The sequence below is a fragment of the Azospirillum isscasi genome (assembly GCF_030849505.1).
Taxonomy (GTDB): domain Bacteria; phylum Pseudomonadota; class Alphaproteobacteria; order Azospirillales; family Azospirillaceae; genus Azospirillum; species Azospirillum isscasi.
On record NZ_JAUJFI010000052.1, the window covers coordinates 1 to 16,907 of the forward strand.

Annotated in this window: 14 protein-coding genes; 4 read left to right on the top strand and 10 right to left on the bottom strand. The window is 69.1% G+C overall.

All coding sequences use genetic code 11. The features are described 5' to 3' along the window. Positions 1–27: 27 nt before the first annotated feature. The 4 genes from QSG27_RS12665 to paoA all read right to left on the bottom strand — a co-directional run bounded on the left by QSG27_RS12665 (position 28) and on the right by paoA (position 4,583). Complete coding sequence (locus tag QSG27_RS12665; protein ID WP_306706636.1) at positions 28–567, bottom strand: glycine zipper 2TM domain-containing protein; 540 nt, start codon at positions 565–567, stop codon at positions 28–30. Positions 568–756: 189 nt separating this feature from the next. Continuing rightward, positions 757–2,949, bottom strand: a complete 2,193-nt coding sequence (paoC, locus tag QSG27_RS12670; RefSeq protein ID WP_306706638.1) for an aldehyde oxidoreductase molybdenum-binding subunit PaoC — start codon at positions 2,947–2,949, stop codon at positions 757–759. A gap of 3 nt (positions 2,950–2,952) precedes the next feature. Beyond that, positions 2,953–3,903, bottom strand: a complete 951-nt coding sequence (locus QSG27_RS12675) for an FAD binding domain-containing protein (protein ID WP_306706639.1) — start codon at positions 3,901–3,903, stop codon at positions 2,953–2,955. Continuing rightward, complete coding sequence (gene paoA, locus QSG27_RS12680) at positions 3,900–4,583, bottom strand: aldehyde dehydrogenase iron-sulfur subunit PaoA (RefSeq protein ID WP_306706641.1); 684 nt, start codon at positions 4,581–4,583, stop codon at positions 3,900–3,902. The genes QSG27_RS12675 and paoA overlap by 4 nt, the downstream gene beginning before the upstream one ends. Before the next feature lie 300 nt (positions 4,584–4,883). On the opposite strand from paoA, the gene QSG27_RS12685 reads away from it, so the two are divergent. The 3 genes from QSG27_RS12685 (at position 4,884) to QSG27_RS12695 (ending at position 8,120) form a co-directional block, all read left to right on the top strand. Beyond that, complete coding sequence (locus tag QSG27_RS12685; RefSeq protein WP_306706643.1) at positions 4,884–6,008, top strand: CaiB/BaiF CoA transferase family protein; 1,125 nt, start codon at positions 4,884–4,886, stop codon at positions 6,006–6,008. A gap of 19 nt (positions 6,009–6,027) precedes the next feature. Next, positions 6,028–6,873, top strand: a complete 846-nt coding sequence (locus QSG27_RS12690) for an FAS1-like dehydratase domain-containing protein (RefSeq protein WP_306706645.1) — start codon at positions 6,028–6,030, stop codon at positions 6,871–6,873. 83 nt (positions 6,874–6,956) lie between these two features. Further along, positions 6,957–8,120 carry an acyl-CoA dehydrogenase family protein gene (locus QSG27_RS12695; protein WP_306706647.1) on the top strand — a complete coding sequence of 388 codons (1,164 nt, stop codon included), beginning with the start codon at positions 6,957–6,959 and terminating at the stop codon, positions 8,118–8,120. Between the two features lie 68 nt (positions 8,121–8,188). On the opposite strand, the gene QSG27_RS12700 is transcribed toward QSG27_RS12695, so the two are convergent. The 4 genes from QSG27_RS12700 to QSG27_RS12715 all read right to left on the bottom strand — a co-directional run bounded on the left by QSG27_RS12700 (position 8,189) and on the right by QSG27_RS12715 (position 12,202). Next, on the bottom strand, positions 8,189–9,391 hold the full coding sequence (locus QSG27_RS12700) for an ABC transporter substrate-binding protein (RefSeq protein WP_306706649.1): 1,203 nt from the start codon (positions 9,389–9,391) through the stop codon (positions 8,189–8,191). Positions 9,392–9,460: 69 nt separating this feature from the next. Then, on the bottom strand, positions 9,461–10,240 hold the full coding sequence (locus QSG27_RS12705) for a 3-hydroxybutyrate dehydrogenase (RefSeq protein WP_306706650.1): 780 nt from the start codon (positions 10,238–10,240) through the stop codon (positions 9,461–9,463). Positions 10,241–10,275: 35 nt separating this feature from the next. Then, positions 10,276–11,214 (bottom strand): BKACE family enzyme, encoded by a 939-nt coding sequence (locus QSG27_RS12710; RefSeq protein WP_306706652.1) that lies wholly within the window; start codon positions 11,212–11,214, stop codon positions 10,276–10,278. Positions 11,215–11,290: 76 nt separating this feature from the next. Next, positions 11,291–12,202 carry a 3-hydroxyacyl-CoA dehydrogenase family protein gene (locus QSG27_RS12715; protein ID WP_306706654.1) on the bottom strand — a complete coding sequence of 304 codons (912 nt, stop codon included), beginning with the start codon at positions 12,200–12,202 and terminating at the stop codon, positions 11,291–11,293. A 302-nt stretch (positions 12,203–12,504) separates the two neighbouring features. On the opposite strand from QSG27_RS12715, the gene QSG27_RS12720 reads away from it, so the two are divergent. After that, the gene (locus QSG27_RS12720) at positions 12,505–13,932 is read left to right on the top strand and encodes a sigma-54 interaction domain-containing protein (protein ID WP_306706656.1); all 1,428 of its coding nucleotides are present in this window, start codon (positions 12,505–12,507) and stop codon (positions 13,930–13,932) included. Between the two features lie 21 nt (positions 13,933–13,953). Here the strand turns inward: QSG27_RS12720 and QSG27_RS12725 are convergent, their stop codons facing one another. Continuing rightward, complete coding sequence (locus tag QSG27_RS12725; protein WP_306706658.1) at positions 13,954–15,030, bottom strand: PA0069 family radical SAM protein; 1,077 nt, start codon at positions 15,028–15,030, stop codon at positions 13,954–13,956. 254 nt (positions 15,031–15,284) lie between these two features. Continuing rightward, positions 15,285–16,865, bottom strand: a complete 1,581-nt coding sequence (gene ahpF / locus QSG27_RS12730) for an alkyl hydroperoxide reductase subunit F (RefSeq protein ID WP_306706660.1) — start codon at positions 16,863–16,865, stop codon at positions 15,285–15,287. Positions 16,866–16,907: the final 42 nt, after the last annotated feature.

Here is a 16,907-nt window from a genome sequence, read left to right on the forward strand (position 1 = left end):
GGGGCGTGGGCTGATCCGAACGGAGGCTCAGCAGCCGTCGCCGCGGGTCATCGCGCCGCCCAGCATGGCGCCGCCCAGCGTCCCGGCGGCGGTCGCCGCCAGCTTCCCGTCGCCGCGCCCGAACTGCGAGCCGACCAGCCCGCCGACCGCGGCCCCGCCCAGCACGCCGATCAGGTCGCCGTCGAGCGGCCCGCATTCCACCACCTGCGGCGCCGTGCGGACCACGCGCGGGCGCTGCTGGACGATGACGGGCGGCGGTTCCTCGACATAGACGGGGGCCGGGGCGTAATGCACGACCGGCGGCTGCTCGTAGACCACCACCGGCGGGGGCCGGCGGACGATCACCACGCGCCCATCGCCGTACCCGCCGTCGATGTAGCCGTGGTCGTGATGGCGGCCACGCTCGTGGTGACGCTCGTGGTGACGCTCCTGCTTGGCGCGCCAGCCGTGGGCCGGTGCCCAGTCCGGCGGATCGGCGAGGACCGGGGACACCCCCGCGCCCAGGGCCGCCACACCGGCCAGCAGCGCGATGGCGAGGGATTTGGGGGCGAAGCGGATGTGCGTCATGATGGCTCCAGGAAACGTCTCACCCGAATGAACATCCGGGGCTGGAGTCTTCATCCATCCGACAACCGGGAGGCACGTGACATTTTTGGGGTGCGCGAACGGGGTGCCTCTCCGAAGCGTTGCCCCCACCCTAACCCTCCCCCGCTTTCGCAGGAGAGGACCGGGGTGGGGGCAACGCCGGCACAGTCCTCACCCCACCGCCGGCAACCGGTCCAGGATCTTGTCGAGCGTGATCGGGTACTCCCGCACCCGCACCCCCGTCGCGTTGTGAACCGCGTTGGCGACCGCCGCCCCCACCCCGCACAGGCCCAACTCACCCACCCCCTTGGCCTTCATCGGCGAGGAGATCGGGTCGGTTTCGTCCAGGAAGATCACCTCCTGGTGCGGGATGTCGGCATGAACGGGCACCTCGTAGCCGGCGAGGTCGTGGTTGACGAAGAAGCCCGCCCGCTTGTCGATCGCCAGCTCCTCCATCAGCGCCGCGCCGACGCCCATGGTCATGGCGCCGATCACCTGGCTGCGCGCCGACTTCGGATTCAGGATGCGGCCCGCCGCACACACCGCCAGCATCCGCCGCACGCGGATCTCGCCGGTGGCGGAGTCCACCGCGGCCTCCACGTAATGGGCGCCGAAGGTCGATTGCTGGTACTTCTTGTCGAGGTCGCCGTATTCGATGCCGTCCTCGGCGGACAGGCCGTCCGCACCCGCCGCTTCGGCCAGGGGGACGCGGCGGTTGCCGGCGACGACCTGCCCATCCGCGAAGCGCGCATCCGCCGAGTTGACTCCCAGCCGCTGCGCCACCGCCTCGCGCAGCTTCACGCAGGCGGCGTAGACCCCGGCGGTGGAATTGTTGGCGCCCCACTGCCCGCCCGACCCGGCGGACACCGGGAAGCTCGAATCGCCCAGCCGCACCGCCACCTTGTCCAGCCCCACCCCCATCATCTCCGCCGCGGTCTGGGCGATGATGGTGTAGCTGCCGGTGCCGATGTCGGTCATGTCGGTCTCGACCGTCACCATGCCGTTGCGGTCCAGCCGCACCCGCGCCGCCGATTTGGTCAGCAGGTTGTTGCGGAAGGCCGCCGCCATGCCCAGCCCGACCAGCCAGCGCCCGTCGCGCACCTGCCCCGGCTGCGGATTCCGTTTGCTCCAGCCGAACCGCTCCGCCCCGATGCGCAGGCATTGCACGAGCTGGCGCTGCGAGAAGGGCCGGTCGGGGTCGGCGGGATCGGTCTGCGTGTCGTTCCGGATGCGGAACTCCACCGGGTCCAGCCCCAGCTTCTCCGCCATCTCGTCCATGGCGATTTCCAGCGCCATCATGCCCGGCGCCTCCCCCGGCGCGCGCAAGGCGTTGCCCTCGGGCAGGTCGAGCGTGGCGATGCGGTTGCCGATCAGGCGGTTCGGCCCGGCGTAGAGCAGCCGCGTCTGGTCGGTCGCCGTCTCCTCCGCCCCGCCGGGCAGATTGCCGGACCAGCTTTCATGGGCGATGGCGGTGATCGTCCCGTCCCGCGTGGCGCCGATGCGGATGCGCTGGATGGTGGCGGGCCGGTGCGTCGTGTTGTTGATCATCAAGGGCCGTTGCAGACCGACCTTGACCGGGCGCCCGGCGGCCCGGGCACCGAGCGCGGCCAGCAGCGCGTCGGCGCGCAGGAACAGCTTCCCGCCGAAGCCGCCGCCGATGAAGGGCGAGATGACGCGCACCTTCTCCTTGGGCATCTTCAGCGTTTCCGACAGGTCGGTCACCGTCCAGTCGATCATCTGGTTGGAGGTCCAGACGGTCAGCCGGTCGCCCTCCCAGACGGCGAGGGTGGCGTGCGGCTCCATCATCGCGTGGCTCTCGTCCGGCGTGCCGTAGGTCTGGTCGAGCGTCACCGGAGCCGCCGCGAAGGCGCCCGTGAAATCGCCCACCACCGAATCGCCGGCCTTGGTCTTCTCCGCCGAGCCCTTCGCGGCGGCCAGATCGTAGGCGCCCTGCGCCGGTGCGTAGTCGATGCGGACCAATGACGCCGCGGCGCGGGCCTGTTCGAAGGTTTCCGCCACCACCAGCGCCACGGCCTGCTGGTAATGCTCGATCTCCGGCCCGCCGAGCAGGGTGGCGGCGTTGCGCTCGCCCTTGCCGAGCGGCCCGGCGTTGTCCGCCGTGACGATGGCGATCACGCCGGGGGCCGCCTTCGCCGCCTCCAGGTCCAGGGACGCGATGCGCCCCTTGGCGATGGCCGAGCCGATGACCCAGCCATAGGCGGCGTTCGGCGCCACGTCGTGCCATTCATAGGCGTAGGTGGCCGTTCCCGTGGTCTTCAGCGGCCCGTCGATGCGGTCGGTCGGCTTGCCCACCACCGTCAGCCGGTCGATCGGGTTGGTGGTCGCGGGAATGTCGAACTTCATGGCTCAGCTCCTCGCTTCGGCCAGCACCGCGGCGAGCGTCCGCTCCGCCAGGGTCAGCTTGAACGCGTTGTCGTGCGCCGGCTTCGCGCCGGCCAGCAGCCCGGCGGCCACCGCCTTGGCGCCGCGCGGCATCTCGGCCTCCGCGGCCTCGACGCGCCACGGCTTGTGGGCCACGCCGCCCAGCGCCACCCGCCCGCTGCCGTCGCGCTGCACCACCGCGGCGACCGAGACCAGCGCGAAGGCGTAGGACGCGCGGTCGCGCACCTTGCGGTAGACCTGCGCGCCGCCGACCGGCTTGGGCAACGTCACCGCGGTGATCAGTTCGCCGGGCATCAGCGCCGTTTCGATGTGCGGGGTGTCGCCGGGCAACCGGTGGAACTCCGCGATGGGGATGCGGCGCGTGGCGCCGTCGGCCCGCACCGTCTCCACCGTGGCGTCCAGCACGCGCATGGCGACGGCCATGTCGCTGGGGTGGGTGGCGATGCAGGCGTCGCTCCCCCCGATGACGGCGAGTTGCCGGCTGTACCCCCCGATGGCGGCGCAGCCGCTGCCGGGCTGGCGTTTGTTGCAGGGCTGATTGGTGTCGTAGAAGTAGGGGCAGCGCGTGCGCTGGAGCAGGTTGCCCGCGGTCGTCGCCTTGTTGCGCAGTTGGCCGGATGCCCCGGCCAGCAGGGCGCGCGACAGCACCCCATAGTCGCGCCGCACCCGCGGGTCGGCGGCCAGCGCCGTGTTTCGCACCAGCGCGCCGATGCGCAGGCCGCCGTCCGGCGTCGGCTCCACGCTGTCGAGCTTCAACCCGTTGACGTCGATCAGGTGGGCCGGCGTCTCGATTTCCAGCTTCATCAGGTCGAGCAGGTTGGTGCCGCCCGCGATGAAGCGCGCCCCCGGCTGGCGTTCGGCCGCGGCGGCGGCGGCGGCGGGGGAGTCCGCCCGTTCGTAGGTGAAGGGCTTCATGCCTCCCTCCGTGCGACGTCCGAGATCGCATCGACGATGTTGGAATAGGCCCCGCAGCGACAGATGTTGCCGCTCATCCGCTCGCGGTACTCGTCCACGGTCGCCTGGGGGCGGGCGGTCAGGTCGGCGGTGACGTGGCTGGGCACGCCGGCCTTGATCTCGTCCAGCATCGCCACCGCCGAACAGATCTGGCCGGGCGTGCAGTAGCCGCACTGGTAGCCGTCATGCGCCACGAAGGCGGCCTGCATGGGGTGCAGCTTGGCCGGTGTGCCCAGCCCTTCGATGGTGGTGACGCTGCCGCCCTCGTGCATCACCGCGAGCGTCAGGCAGGCATTGATCCGCTGTCCGTCCACGATGACCGTGCAGGCGCCGCACTGGCCGTGGTCGCAGCCCTTCTTGGTGCCGGTGAGGTGCAGATGTTCGCGCAGCGCGTCGAGCAGCGTCGTCCGCGTGTCGAGTTCCAGGTCGTGGCGCTGCCCGTTCACGGTGAAGGCGACCTTCGACAGGACGGGCGTCAGGACGGGGGTTGCGGGCCGTGTCGCGGGGGGAGGCATGGCGGTCTCTCCAACGGTGGCCGCCCGCGCCGGCGCCCGGAACGGCGCCGCGGTCAGAGCGGCGGTGGCGGCGGTCCCAAGCAGAAGGCCGCGCCGCGTCATGTCGAGGTCGCCGGACTGTGGCATCGGTGAAATCCTCTTCCCTTCCAGGCTGAAGACGGCTCGTCCGCTTGTTGGATGGGGAAAAGCTAGGCCGTGCCGTTCCCGCGATTACCCACCGGTCCGCGATAAGGCTTATGAAGCGGATGAATGGAACGGAAGCGCTGCACGAACGGTTGAAAGGGGTTTGGCCGGCGCCCCGCCGGAAGCCGGTATGCGACACATGCCCCAACAATATTGGCCAGCGCCGGACTGATTGTTTAGCATCCCAACCAAGAACGATGGCCGTTGCGGCGCATCTGGTCCGTGTTGTGGAGGCTGCCCAGGATGAGTGCCCCTTTGTCCGGATTGCTGGTCGTCTCGTTGGAGCAGGCGGTGGCGGCGCCGTTGTGCACGTCCCGCCTTGCCGATGCCGGCGCGCGGGTGATCAAGATCGAACGCCCGGACGGCGATTTCGCCCGCGGCTACGACGCCGTGGTGCATGGGGAAAGCTCCTATTTCGTCTGGCTCAACCGCGGCAAGGAATCCGTCGTCCTCGACATCAAGCGGCCGGAGGACGCCGGCCTGCTGAACCGGCTGGCCGCCCGCGCCGACGTGTTCGTGCAGAACCTCGCGCCGGGTGCCGCGGAGCGGGCCGGCTTCGGTTCGGAGTCCCTGCGGCGGCGCCACCCCCGGCTGATCACCTGCGATATCTCCGGCTATGGCGACGACGGCCCCTACCGCGACATGAAGGCTTACGACCTGCTGGTCCAGAGCGAGACCGGGCTGGCCTCCATCACCGGATCGCCGGACCAGCCGGGGCGCGTCGGTGTGTCGGTGGCCGACATCGCCTGCGGCATGAACGCCTACACCGGGGTGCTTCAAGCGTTGCTGGAGCGCGAACGCACCGGGGTGGGGTCGGGGGTGGCGGTGTCCCTGTTCGACTCGCTGGCGGAATGGATGATGGTGCCGCTGATGCACCACGACTACGGCGGGAAGGCGCCGGGGCGGGTCGGCCTGAAGCACCCGAGCATCGCCCCCTACTCCGCCTTCGCGCTGGCCGATGGCCGGCAGGTGGTGCTGTCGATCCAGAACGAGCGCGAATGGGCGGCCTTCTGCGCCGACGTGCTCCTGCGGCCCGAGCTGGCGACGGACGAGCGCTTCTCGACCAACAACCGGCGCGTCGCCAACCGCCCGGAGCTGGACGCGCTCGTCGCCGCCATCTTCCGAACCATGGACCACGCCGAGGCCGTCCGCCGCCTGACCCGTGCGCGCACCGCCTTCGGCTCGCTGAACGAGGTGGCGGACCTGTCCGCCCACGCGCAGTTGCGCCGCGTCACCGCCGGAACGCCGGGCGGTCCGGCCGAGGTGGTGGCGCCGCCGGTGCAGGTGCATGGCCGGCCCTTCGTCTCCGGCGCCGTGCCGGCGCTGGGCCAGCACACCGACGCCGTCCGGCGGGAATTCGACCAATAAGCAGAAGGGGGAGCGGAGCATGGCCATGGACCACTTGCGCGACTGGATCGGCACATCGGAGAGCGCCGAAGACATCGCGGCACCGGCGGCGCTGGCCGGCCTGGCCGCGACGCTCGACCACGACGCGCCGCCCTGGCCGGCGGGCGAGGTGCCGCCGCTGGGGCATTGGCTGTATTTCCTGCCGCGGGCGCCGCAGCGCGACATCGCCGCGGACGGCCATCCGCACAAGGGCGGCTTCCTGCCGCCGGTGGATCTGCCCCGCCGCATGTGGGCCGGCGGCAGCCTGACCTTTCACCGGCCCATCCGCAGCGGCGAGGCGATCACCCGCCGTTCCACCATCGACGACGTGACGCCGAAGGAGGGCCGGTCGGGCCGGATGGTCTTCGTGAAGGTCCGGCACGAGATCGCCACCGCCGCCGGCCCCGCCGTCACCGAGTTCCACGACATCGTGTACCGGGACGCCGCCAGGCCCGGCGAGGCTCCCGCCCCGGGCGAGCGTCCGCCGGGTGAGCCGGCGTGGCAAAGGCGCATCGTGCCCGATCCGGTGCTGCTGTTCCGCTTCTCCGCCCTGACCTTCAACGGCCACCGCATCCATTACGACCGCGACTATTGCCGCGACGTGGAAGGCTATCCGGGGCTGGTGTTCCACGGGCCGCTCAGCGCCACGATGCTGGTGGACCTGTTCCTGCGCCAGAATCCGGGGTTGCGGGTGACCGGCTTCCGCTTCCGAGCGAAACGGCCCCTGTTCGACATCCATCCGCTGACCCTGTGCGGCGCGCCGAGCGAGGCCGGCGCCCGGCTGTGGGTGGCCGATCACGAGGGCTTCGTCGCCATGTCCGCGGAGCTGGACGCCGAGCGGGCGTGATGGTGGACCGCCCCGTCGCGGAGCGGGCGGAAGCCCTCCTGGCCCACGCCACCCCCACGACCCCGAACCCGGAGTGACCGGACATGAAGAGCAGCATCGGCCAGGGCTTCGACGAGATCCGCGACGCCGTGCGCGCGCTGTGCGCCCAGTTCCCCGGCGAGTATCACCGCCGCATCGACGAGGAGCGCGCCTATCCCGAGGAGTTCGTGGAGGCGCTGACCAGGGCCGGCTGGATGGCCGCCCTGATCCCGGAGGAATATGGCGGATCGGGCCTCGGCCTGACCGAAGCCTCCGTCATCATGGAGGAGATCAACCGGTCGGGCGGCAATTCCGGCGCCTGCCACGGCCAGATGTACAACATGAACACGCTGGTCCGGCACGGGTCGGAGGAGCAGCGCCGCCGCTATCTGCCGAAGATCGCCGCGGGCGAGCTGCGCCTCCAGTCGATGGGCGTCACCGAGCCGACCACCGGCACCGACACCACCCGCATCAAGACCAGGGCGGAGAAGAAGGGCGACCGCTACGTCGTCAACGGGCAGAAGGTCTGGATCTCCCGCGTTCAGCATTCCGACCTGATGATCCTGCTGGCCCGCACCACGCCGCTCGATCAAGTGCGCAGGAAGTCGGAGGGGATGTCGATCTTCATCGTCGACATCAAGGAGGCGATGGCAAAGGGCATGACCGTCCGGCCCATCCGCAACATGGTCAACCATGAAACCAACGAGCTGTTCTTCGACAACCTGGAAATCCCGGAAGAGAACCTGATCGGCGAGGAGGGCCAGGGTTTCAAATACATCCTGACCGGCCTGAACGCCGAACGCGCGCTGATCGCGGCGGAATGCATCGGCGACGGCTATTGGTTCATCGACAAGGTGTGCAATTACACCCGCGACCGTCAGGTGTTCGGGCGCCCCATCGCGCAGAACCAGGGCGTGCAGTTCCCCATCGCCGAAAGCTTCATCGAGGTGGAGGCCGCCAACCTGATGCGCTTCGAAGCCTGCCGCCTCTACGACGCCGGCGAGCCCTGCGGCGCGCAGGCCAACATGGCGAAGCACCTCGCCGCCAAGGCGTCGTGGGAGGCGGCGAACGCCTGCCTGCAATTCCACGGCGGCTTCGGCTTCGCCTGTGAATACGACGTGGAGCGCAAGTTCCGCGAAACCCGGCTGTATCAGGTGGCGCCGATCTCCACCAACCTGATCCTGGCCTATGTGGCGGAGCATGTCCTGGACCTGCCGAAATCCTACTGAATTCCGGACGCCGGTCCGGCCCCGCCGCCGAAGGAGGGTGGAAGGGGAGCGTCTCCGCTCCCCAACCGTCACTTCACGAGGGGGCAGCCGCTGTCCTTGGGGGCGATGTAGGCTTGCTCGCCGGGAATGGTCTTGAGGATCTTGAAATAATCCCAGGCCCCCTTCGACTCGCCGGGGGTCTTGATCTGCGCCAGATACATGTCGTTGAAAATGCGGCCATTGTCGGCGATCTTCGCGTTCTTCATCATCATGTCGGTGACCGGCGTGGCCCGCATTTTGGCGGCCACCGTGTCGGCGTCGTCGGTGCCGGCCTCCTGCACGGCCTTCAGGTAATGCTTGACCGCCGAATACACCCCCGCCTGGTTCATCGACGGCTTGCGCCCGGTCCGTTCCTCGAACCGCTTCGACCAGGCGCGGGTTTCGTCGTTCATGTCCCAGTAGAAGGAATTCGCCAGCATCAGGCCCTGCGCGGTGTCGAGGCCCAGCGCATGGATGTCGTTGACGTTCAGCAGCAGCCCCGCCAGCGTCTGGCCGCCCTGGGGGATGCCGAACTCGGCGGCCTGCTTGACCGCGTTGATGGTGTCGCCTCCGGCGTTGGCGAAGGCGACGACCTCCGCGCCCGATGCCTGCGCCTGGAGCAGGAAGGACGAGAAGTCCGAGCTTGCCAGCGGATGGCGCACGCTGCCCTTGATGGTGCCGCCGAGCTGCTTGACGGTGTTGGCGGCTTCGGTTTCCAGCGAATGGCCGAAGGCATAGTCGGCGGTGATGAAGAACCAGCTCTTCTTGCCCTGCTCGACCAGCGCGCGGGCGGTGGAGGAGGCCACGGCGTGGTTGTCCCAGGTCCACAGGAAGCCGTAGGGGCTGCACTCCTTGCCCGTCAGGTCGGTGGAGCCGGGACCGGACATCAGGAAGATGCGCTTCTTGTCCCGCGTGATGCCCTGCACGGCCAGCGCCGCGGCGGAGTTCGGCACGTCGGCAACGACATCGACCTTCTCCACGTCGATCCACTGGCGGGCGAGGTTGGCCGCGATGTCCGCCTTGTTCTGGTGGTCGCCGACGATGATCTCGACCTTGGTTCCGTTGACGGCGTTGCCGAACTCCTCGGCGGCCAGCCGCGCGGCCACCGCCGAGCCCTCGCCGTTGATGTCGGCGTAGATGCCGGAGCGGTCGGACAGCATGCCGATCCTGATGACGTTGTCCGACATCTGGGCCTGGGCCGTGCCGGACGCCAGGGCGGCGAAGGCGGCGCCGGCGAGAAGGATGGTGCGCATGGTTTCACTCCCTACGGTGATTGTTCTTGATGGTTGGGGCGGCTGCCGGGGACCCGGTGGGCCGGGAACTCAGTGTGTCGTGTAGCCCCCGTCCACGGGGATGGCGGTGCCGGTGATCGACGCGGCGGCGTCGGAACACAGGAAGGCGATGGCGGCGGCGACCTCCTCCGGGGGGATCAGCCGGCCCGTCGGCATCCGGTCGAGGAACACCGCCTTCAGCACGCGGTCCTCCGGCAGGCCGGTGACCTGCGCCTGCTGGGCGATCTGCTTCTCGATGATCGGCGTCAGCACCGTGCCGGGACACACCGCGTTGCAGGTGATGCCGTGCTCGGCGACCTCGATCGCCACCGACTTCGTCAGGCCGATGAGGCCGTGCTTCGCGGCGACGTAGGCCGGCTTGTGCGGCGCGCCGACCATGCCGAGGACCGACGCCGTGTTGACGATGCGCCCCCAGCGGCGTTCCCGCATCGCGGGAAGGGCCGCCTTGATCGTGTGGAAGGCGGCGCTGAGGTTGACCGCGAGCAGGAGATCCCACTTGTCCTCGGGGAACTCGTGCAGCGCCGCCACATGCTGCACCCCGGCGTTGTTCACCAGGATGTCGATCGGACCCAAAGCCGCCGCCGCATCCGCCATCATGGCGCGGGCCTCGTCGGGCCGGCTGAGGTCGGCCCCCGAATGGAGGATCGTCGTGCCGCTCTGCGCCGCGATCCCGGCACACAGCCGGTCGATCTCCGCACGGTCGCCGAAGCCGTTGAGCATGACATGGCAGCCGCGGCTGGCGAGTTCGCGGGCGGTCGCCAGCCCGATGCCGGTGGTGGACCCGGTGACGACGGCGTTTCTGTTTCGCATTTTCGTTCTTCCTTCGGGCTGGAGCGTCCTGCGGATCAGAAGGCCACCTGGTCGGCGCCCTTGAGGGCGAGCATGGCGCGCGCCTCGGCGGGGGTGGCGACCTCAAGCGACAGCTCTTCGAGAATCCGGCGGATCTTCGCCACCTGCTCCGCGCTGTTGCGGGCCAGCCGGCCCTTGCTGAGATAAAGGCTGTCCTCCAGCCCGACCCGGACGTTCCCCCCCATGACCGCGGCCATGGTGGTGAACGGGATCTGGTGGCGGCCAGCCGCCAGCACCGACCATTCGTAATCGCTGCCGAACAGGCGGTCGGCGGTTTCGCGCATGAAGACGAGGTTGCGCTGCTCCGCGCCGATGCCCCCGAGGATGCCGAAGATCGTCTGGACGAAGAAGGGCGGCTTCACCAGCCCCCGGTCGACGAAGTGCGCGAGGTTGTACAGGTGCCCGACGTCGTAGCACTCGAATTCGAAGCGCGTGCCGCAGCCCTCGCCCAGATGCTTCAGGATGTAGGCGATGTCGCGGAAGGTGTTGCGGAAGATGAAATCGTCCGTGCTGCGCAGATAGGGCTCCTCCCAGTCATGCTTCCAGTCCTTGTAGCGGTCGGCCAGCGGGAAGATGCCGAAATTCATCGACCCCATGTTGAGCGAGCACATTTCCGGCTGGGCCTGAAGGGGGGCGGCAAGGCGCTCCTGCACCGTCATGTTGAGCGAGCCGCCGGTGGTGATGTTCAGCACCGCGGCGGTGGATTGCTTGAGGCGCGGCAGGAACTGCATGAACACCGCCGGGTCCGGCGTCGGCTGTCCGGTGCGGGGATCGCGGGCGTGCAGGTGCAGGATCGCCGCTCCGGCTTCGGCGGCGCCGATCCCCTGCTCGACGATCTCGTCCGGCGTCACCGGCAGCGCGTCGGACATGGTCGGGGTGTGGATCGACCCCGTCAACGCGCAACTGATGATGACCTTCTTCTGCGATGCGGCCATGAAACGGTTTCCTGTGTGTTCGACCCGAAAGGGATTGGGGGTGTGAGAATCCGGCGGTGGTCTGGCGCTCTTGCGGTCACGCGCTCCCGGCGCCGTCCAGCCGCTGGAGGTGGGCCGCCAGACGGGCGTGGACCTCGGTCCGCTGCGCCTCCGTCCAGCTCCGGAAGCCGGCGCCGGCCTTCATGCCGAGCCGCCCGGACGCGACGAGGTCGCGCAGCAGGGGCAGCGGTCCGGGTGTGCGGTCAAGGTCCGGCAGGACATGCTCGTGCACCGCCAGGGTCAGGTCGGTGCCGACGAGGTCGGCGTTCTCCAGCGGCCCCAGGACGGCGAGGCGCCGCCCGAAGCTGGCCTTGACCACCGCATCGACCGTTTCGGCGTCGCACACGCCGTTCTGGACGAGGGCGACCGCCTCGCGCCAGAGCGCGTGCTGCAAGCGGTTGCCGATGAAGCCGGGAACGTCCTTGCGGACATGCACCGGCATCTTGCCGACCGAGGCCAGCAGGCCGATCATCGCGGCAATCGCCGCGTCGCCGGTTTCGGCGGTCTGGATGACCTCGACCAGCGGGATTTGGTAGGGCGGGTTCCACCAGTGGGTGCCCATGGCGCGGGATTTGTCCCGGAGCGGCTCCATGATCCGGGTGATCGGAATCACCGACGTGTTGCTCGCCAGAAGCGCGTGGGGCGGCGCCGCGGCCTCGACCGCCAGGAAGATCCGCTGCTTGAGGTCCAGATCCTCCGGGACCGCCTCGATGACGACGTCCGCGTGCCCAACGGCGTCTTCGAGGGTTTCGCAGGGCCGGATGCGGTCCGCGGCGCCGCCGTCCATCCCCAGCCGGTGGAGATTGCTGCGGACGCGATCGACGATCCCGGCCCGGCGGCCGGGGTCCGGTTCCTGAATGTCCACCCGGTGACCGGCGACCGCGAACGCCTGTGCGATCCCGTGCCCCATCAGCCCGGCGCCGATGATTCCGATACGCTGCTGCGTCATGCCCTTGTGCGTCCCCCCTGCCTGACCCAATGCCGCGGCGACGGCAGGCTCAGCCGATCATCCGCGCCACCCATATTTTCTTGGCGCAATCAAAGCAAGGGGCATGCCAGGAATGAAAATTGTTGGTATGGAAGGGGTTAGGCAAACCGGACGGAGGCTGTGAAGGACAGGTTGGTGACGATTCCGGACATTCCACCGCGATCGGTCCCGCCCGCCCAGGCAAATCGGGGCTTTCCCTCTGTGCCGGATTTTGACAAAGAGTGTTCAGAATATTGACAGGAACAGCGCAACGGGAGGCGGGCATGCCGGCGGAACGGGACGGGCACTTCGCGGCGGCGCGCGCGCTGATGGTGATGATCGACGAGATGATCGACGGCGCCATCCTGGTCGACAAGGACGCGCGCATCGTGTGGTCCAATGATAAGCACGTCTGGTTCGATGACAAGCGGAAGGCGCTGCTGGGCATCCGGTCACTGGCCGAGGTGGTGGGGCAGCCCGTCGAACGGGTCATCCCGCACAGCCAGATGCGCGAGGTGGTGGAGACCGGACGCTCCTTTCCGCTCGACATCATGCGGTACGGGGAGCACACGCTGCTGGTGAGCCGCCTGCCCCTGCGCGACGAGCGGGGGGAGATCATCGGCGCCCTCGCCTTCGCCCTGAAGAACAGCCTGACCTATCTCCGGCCCATCGCCGACCGCTTCAACAAGCTGCAATCGCGCCTCGCCCGCATGGAGCAGGAACTCGCCGCCAGCCGGGCGCCGAAATACACGGTCGAGAATCTGGTCGGCTTCAGCCCGGCGATGCTTCAGGTGAAGCGGCTGGTGCGCAAGGCGGGCCAGTTCCATTCGGCGGTGCTGCTGCTGGGCGAGACGGGGACCGGCAAGGAGCTGGTGGCGCAGGCGATCCACGCCGCCTCGGACCGGGTCGACCGCCCCTTCGTCGGCGTCAACGTCGCGGCCATCCCCGAAAGCCTGCTGGAGGCGGAGTTCTTCGGCGTCGCGCCGGGCGCCTACACCGGGGCCAGCCGCCAGCCGCGGCCCGGCAAGTTCCAGCTCGCGCAGGGCGGCACGCTGTTCCTCGACGAGATCGGCGACATGCCGCTGCCCCTTCAGGCCAAGCTGCTGCGCGTGCTGCAGGAACGCGAGGTCGAGCCGCTCGGGTCCAACCAGGTCATCAAGATCGACGTCCGCATCATCGCCGCGACCAGCCGCCCGCTGCCGGACATGGTGCGGAGCGGCGCCTTCCGGTCGGACCTCTATTACCGGCTCAACGTCTTCCCCATCCAGTTGCCGGCGCTGCGCGACCACAAGGAAGATCTGGAAATCCTCGCCTCCCTCTTCTCGGAACGGATGGCGGTGAGCCTCGACCAGCCGATGCGCGACCTCACGCCCGCGGCGCTCAGCGTGCTGCACGAGCATGATTGGCCCGGCAACGTGCGCGAACTGGCCAACGTCATCGAACAGGTCTATGTGCGCACCGAAGGGGAGCGCATCCTGGCCGAGGACTTCGCGGACGTCCTGCCGAAAACCGCCGCCCACCGCCCAGCCTCGCCGGCCCGGAAGCGCCCGCTCGCCGACGCCATGGACGAGCTGGAGCGGTCGCTCATCCTCACGGCGCTCGAAGAGGCCAAGGGCAACAAGCTCGAAGCCGCGCGAAGCCTGGGCCTGTCGCGCACCAACCTCTACGCGAAGCTGCGCAAGCACGGCATCACCGCGGACTCGGACGGATGACCGCCCGCCCGCCAAGCGCGATCAGAGCAGCGGCAGTTGATCGCCGGGCGCCGGAGGGGGCTTGAAGGCGGCGCAGTTCAGGCCGGCGTCGCGGGCGTTGAGGCCGAGGCGCCGGCAGGCCAGCTTGAACCGCCTGGACAGCAGCTCCGCGACCGGGCCGGAGCCCTTCATGCGGGTGCCGAACCCGGACTGGTACAGTTCGCCCCCGCGACACTGGCGCATCAGGCTGAGCACGCGGTCGGCGCGGTTGGGAGCGTGTTCGCGCAGCCATTCCTCGAACAGGTCTTTGATCTCCAGGGGCAGGCGCAGCAGGATGTAGTTGGCCTGCGTCGCCCCGGCCTCCGCCGCCGCCGCGAGGATCGCCTCCAGCTCGTGGTCGTTCAGCGCCGGAATCATCGGGCTGGCCAGCACGGCCACCGGCACCCCGGCGGCGGTCAGCTCGCGCATGGCGGCGAGGCGCCGGGGCGGCGTGCTGGCCCGCGGCTCCAGCCGGCGCGCGAGGTCGCGGTCGAGCGTGGTGACCGACAAGGCGACGTTGACCAGCCCCTTCGCCGCCATCGGGGCCAGGATGTCGAGGTCGCGCAGCACCAGGGCCGACTTGGTGATGACCATCACCGGCTGGTTGAAGTCGCGGCAGACCTCCAGCACCGCGCGGGTGATGCGCTGCTCCCGCTCGATGGGCTGGTAGGGATCGGTGTTGGCGCCCAGCGCCAGCGGCTGGCAGCGGTAGGATTTCGCCCGCAGTTCCGCGGCCAGCAACTCCGGCGCCCTGGCCTTGCGGAAGATCTTCGTCTCGAAATCCAGCCCCGGCGACAGGCCGAGATAGGCGTGGGTCGGGCGGGCGAAGCAATAGATGCAGGCATGCTCGCACCCGCGGTAGGGGTTAACCGACCGTTCGAAGATCACGTCGGGCGACGTGTTCTTCGACAGGACCGAGCGGGCCGTGTCGTCGAAGACCTGCGTCGGGACGGGGTCCGTGACCGCCTCGTTCCCGCCCCAGCCGTCGTCGGCCAGGACCCGCGTCTCCCGCTCGTAACGGGAGGTCGTGTTGCTGATCGACCCCCGTCCTTTCAGGGCCTGCCGCGGGATCTCGTCCATGGGGGGCAGGATAGCGGCGACGGATAAGAACGTAAAGCGAACATTGCCGGCACTGTTGTGCTTTCCCGGCTCGTCAGCGCCGGTTTCGGGCCCCCACCCAACCCTCCCCCACTTGCGCGGGGGGGGAGGGCTTTACTCCTCCCTCCGCTCTCGGCGGACCAAGGTCCGCCTGCCGCGTCAGCGCAAGCTACGCTTGCGCGAGAGCGAAGTGGGGGGGAGGCTGGGAGGCGGGCCCCAATACAACCACTCCCCGCTTACGCCGCGGCGACGGCCTCCGCCGGCACCATGCGGATCAGGTAGTCGAAGGCGGACAGGGCGGCCTTCGACCCCTCGCCCATGGCGATGATGATCTGCTTGTACGGCACCGTCGTCGCGTCGCCCGCCGCGAACACGCCGGGGACGGAGGTCTGGCCGCGCACATCCACCTCGATCTCGCCGCGCGGGCTCAGCGCCACCGACCCCTTCAGCCATTCGGTGTTGGGGACGAGGCCGATCTGCACGAAGATGCCTTCGAGATCGACCCGGTGCACCTCGCCCGTGTTGCGGTTCTTGTAGCTGAGGCCGGTCACCTTCGTGCCGTCGCCATGCACCTCGGTCGTCAGGCCGGAGGTGATGATGCGCACGTTGGGCAGGCTGCGCAGCTTGCGCTGGAGCACCTCGTCGGCGCGGAGCTGGCTGTCGAACTCGATCAGCGTCACCTCGGCAACGATGCCGGCAAGGTCGATGGCCGCTTCCACGCCGGAGTTGCCGCCGCCAATGACCGCCACGCGCTTGCCCTTGAACAGCGGGCCGTCGCAGTGCGGGCAATAGGCCACGCCCTTGTTCCGGTACTCGTCCTCGCCGGGGACGCCCATCTGGCGCCAGCGGGCACCGGTGGACAGGATCACCGTCTTCGACTTCAGCGAGGCGCCGTTGGCGAGCTGGATTTCGATCAGGCCACCCGGAGCGGCGGCGGGGATCAGCTTCTCCGCGCGCTGGAGGTTCATCACGTCGACCTCATACTCCTTGACGTGATGCTCCAGCGCCGCGGCCAGCTTCGGCCCCTCGGTGTGGGAGACGGAGATGAAGTTCTCGATGGCCATGGTGTCCAGCACCTGACCGCCGAACCGCTCCGCCGCGACGCCGGTGCGGATGCCCTTGCGGGCCGCGTAGATCGCCGCCGCCGAACCGGCGGGGCCGCCGCCGATCACCAGCACGTCGAAGGCGTCCTTGGCCTTGATCTTCTCCGCGTCGCGCGCGGCGGCGCCCGTGTCGATCTTGGCGAGGATCTGCTCCAGCCCCATGCGGCCCTGGCCGAACGGCTCGCCGTTCAGGAAGATGGACGGCACGGCCATGACCTTGCGCGATTCGACCTCCTGCTGGAACAGCGCGCCGTCGATGGCGACATGCTTGATCCGCGGGTTCAGAACGCTCATCAGGTTCAGGGCCTGCACCACGTCGGGGCAGTTCTGGCAGGACAGCGAGAAATAGGTCTCGAACCGGTACTCACCCTCCAGCGCCTTCACCTGCTCGATGACCTCCGCCGACTCTTTCGAGGGGTGGCCGCCGACCTGCAGCAGGGCGAGGATGAGGGAATTGAATTCATGGCCCATCGGCAGGCCGGCGAAACGGACGCCGACATCGGTGCCCTTGCGGTTGATCGCGAAGGAGGGCTTGCGCGCGTCGTCATCGGTGCGGACGAAGGTGATCTTGTCCGACAGGGACGCGACGTCCTGCAGCAGAGCCTGCATTTCCTGCGACTTCGCGCCGTCGTCCAGGGAGGCGGCCAGTTCGACGGGCTGCGTGATCTTTTCGAAATAGGCCTTGAGCTGGCCTTTGACGTTGCTATCCAACACGGCGAGGGCTCCCGAAAAAGGTCATCGAAGTGAGCCCGGCGG

Bases quoted from the DNA above. Each gene is read 5' to 3' on its own strand.
- QSG27_RS12665 (WP_306706636.1), bottom strand. From the start codon at position 567: ATGACGCACATCCGCTTCGCCCCCAAATCCCTCGCCATCGCGCTGCTG.
- paoC (WP_306706638.1), bottom strand. From the start codon at position 2,949: ATGAAGTTCGACATTCCCGCGACCACCAACCCGATCGACCGGCTGACG.
- QSG27_RS12675 (WP_306706639.1), bottom strand. From the start codon at position 3,903: ATGAAGCCCTTCACCTACGAACGGGCGGACTCCCCCGCCGCCGCCGCC.
- paoA (WP_306706641.1), bottom strand. From the start codon at position 4,583: ATGCCACAGTCCGGCGACCTCGACATGACGCGGCGCGGCCTTCTGCTT.
- QSG27_RS12685 (WP_306706643.1), top strand. From the start codon at position 4,884: ATGAGTGCCCCTTTGTCCGGATTGCTGGTCGTCTCGTTGGAGCAGGCG.
- QSG27_RS12690 (WP_306706645.1), top strand. From the start codon at position 6,028: ATGGCCATGGACCACTTGCGCGACTGGATCGGCACATCGGAGAGCGCC.
- QSG27_RS12695 (WP_306706647.1), top strand. From the start codon at position 6,957: ATGAAGAGCAGCATCGGCCAGGGCTTCGACGAGATCCGCGACGCCGTG.
- QSG27_RS12700 (WP_306706649.1), bottom strand. From the start codon at position 9,391: ATGCGCACCATCCTTCTCGCCGGCGCCGCCTTCGCCGCCCTGGCGTCC.
- QSG27_RS12705 (WP_306706650.1), bottom strand. From the start codon at position 10,240: ATGCGAAACAGAAACGCCGTCGTCACCGGGTCCACCACCGGCATCGGG.
- QSG27_RS12710 (WP_306706652.1), bottom strand. From the start codon at position 11,214: ATGGCCGCATCGCAGAAGAAGGTCATCATCAGTTGCGCGTTGACGGGG.
- QSG27_RS12715 (WP_306706654.1), bottom strand. From the start codon at position 12,202: ATGACGCAGCAGCGTATCGGAATCATCGGCGCCGGGCTGATGGGGCAC.
- QSG27_RS12720 (WP_306706656.1), top strand. From the start codon at position 12,505: ATGCCGGCGGAACGGGACGGGCACTTCGCGGCGGCGCGCGCGCTGATG.
- QSG27_RS12725 (WP_306706658.1), bottom strand. From the start codon at position 15,030: ATGGACGAGATCCCGCGGCAGGCCCTGAAAGGACGGGGGTCGATCAGC.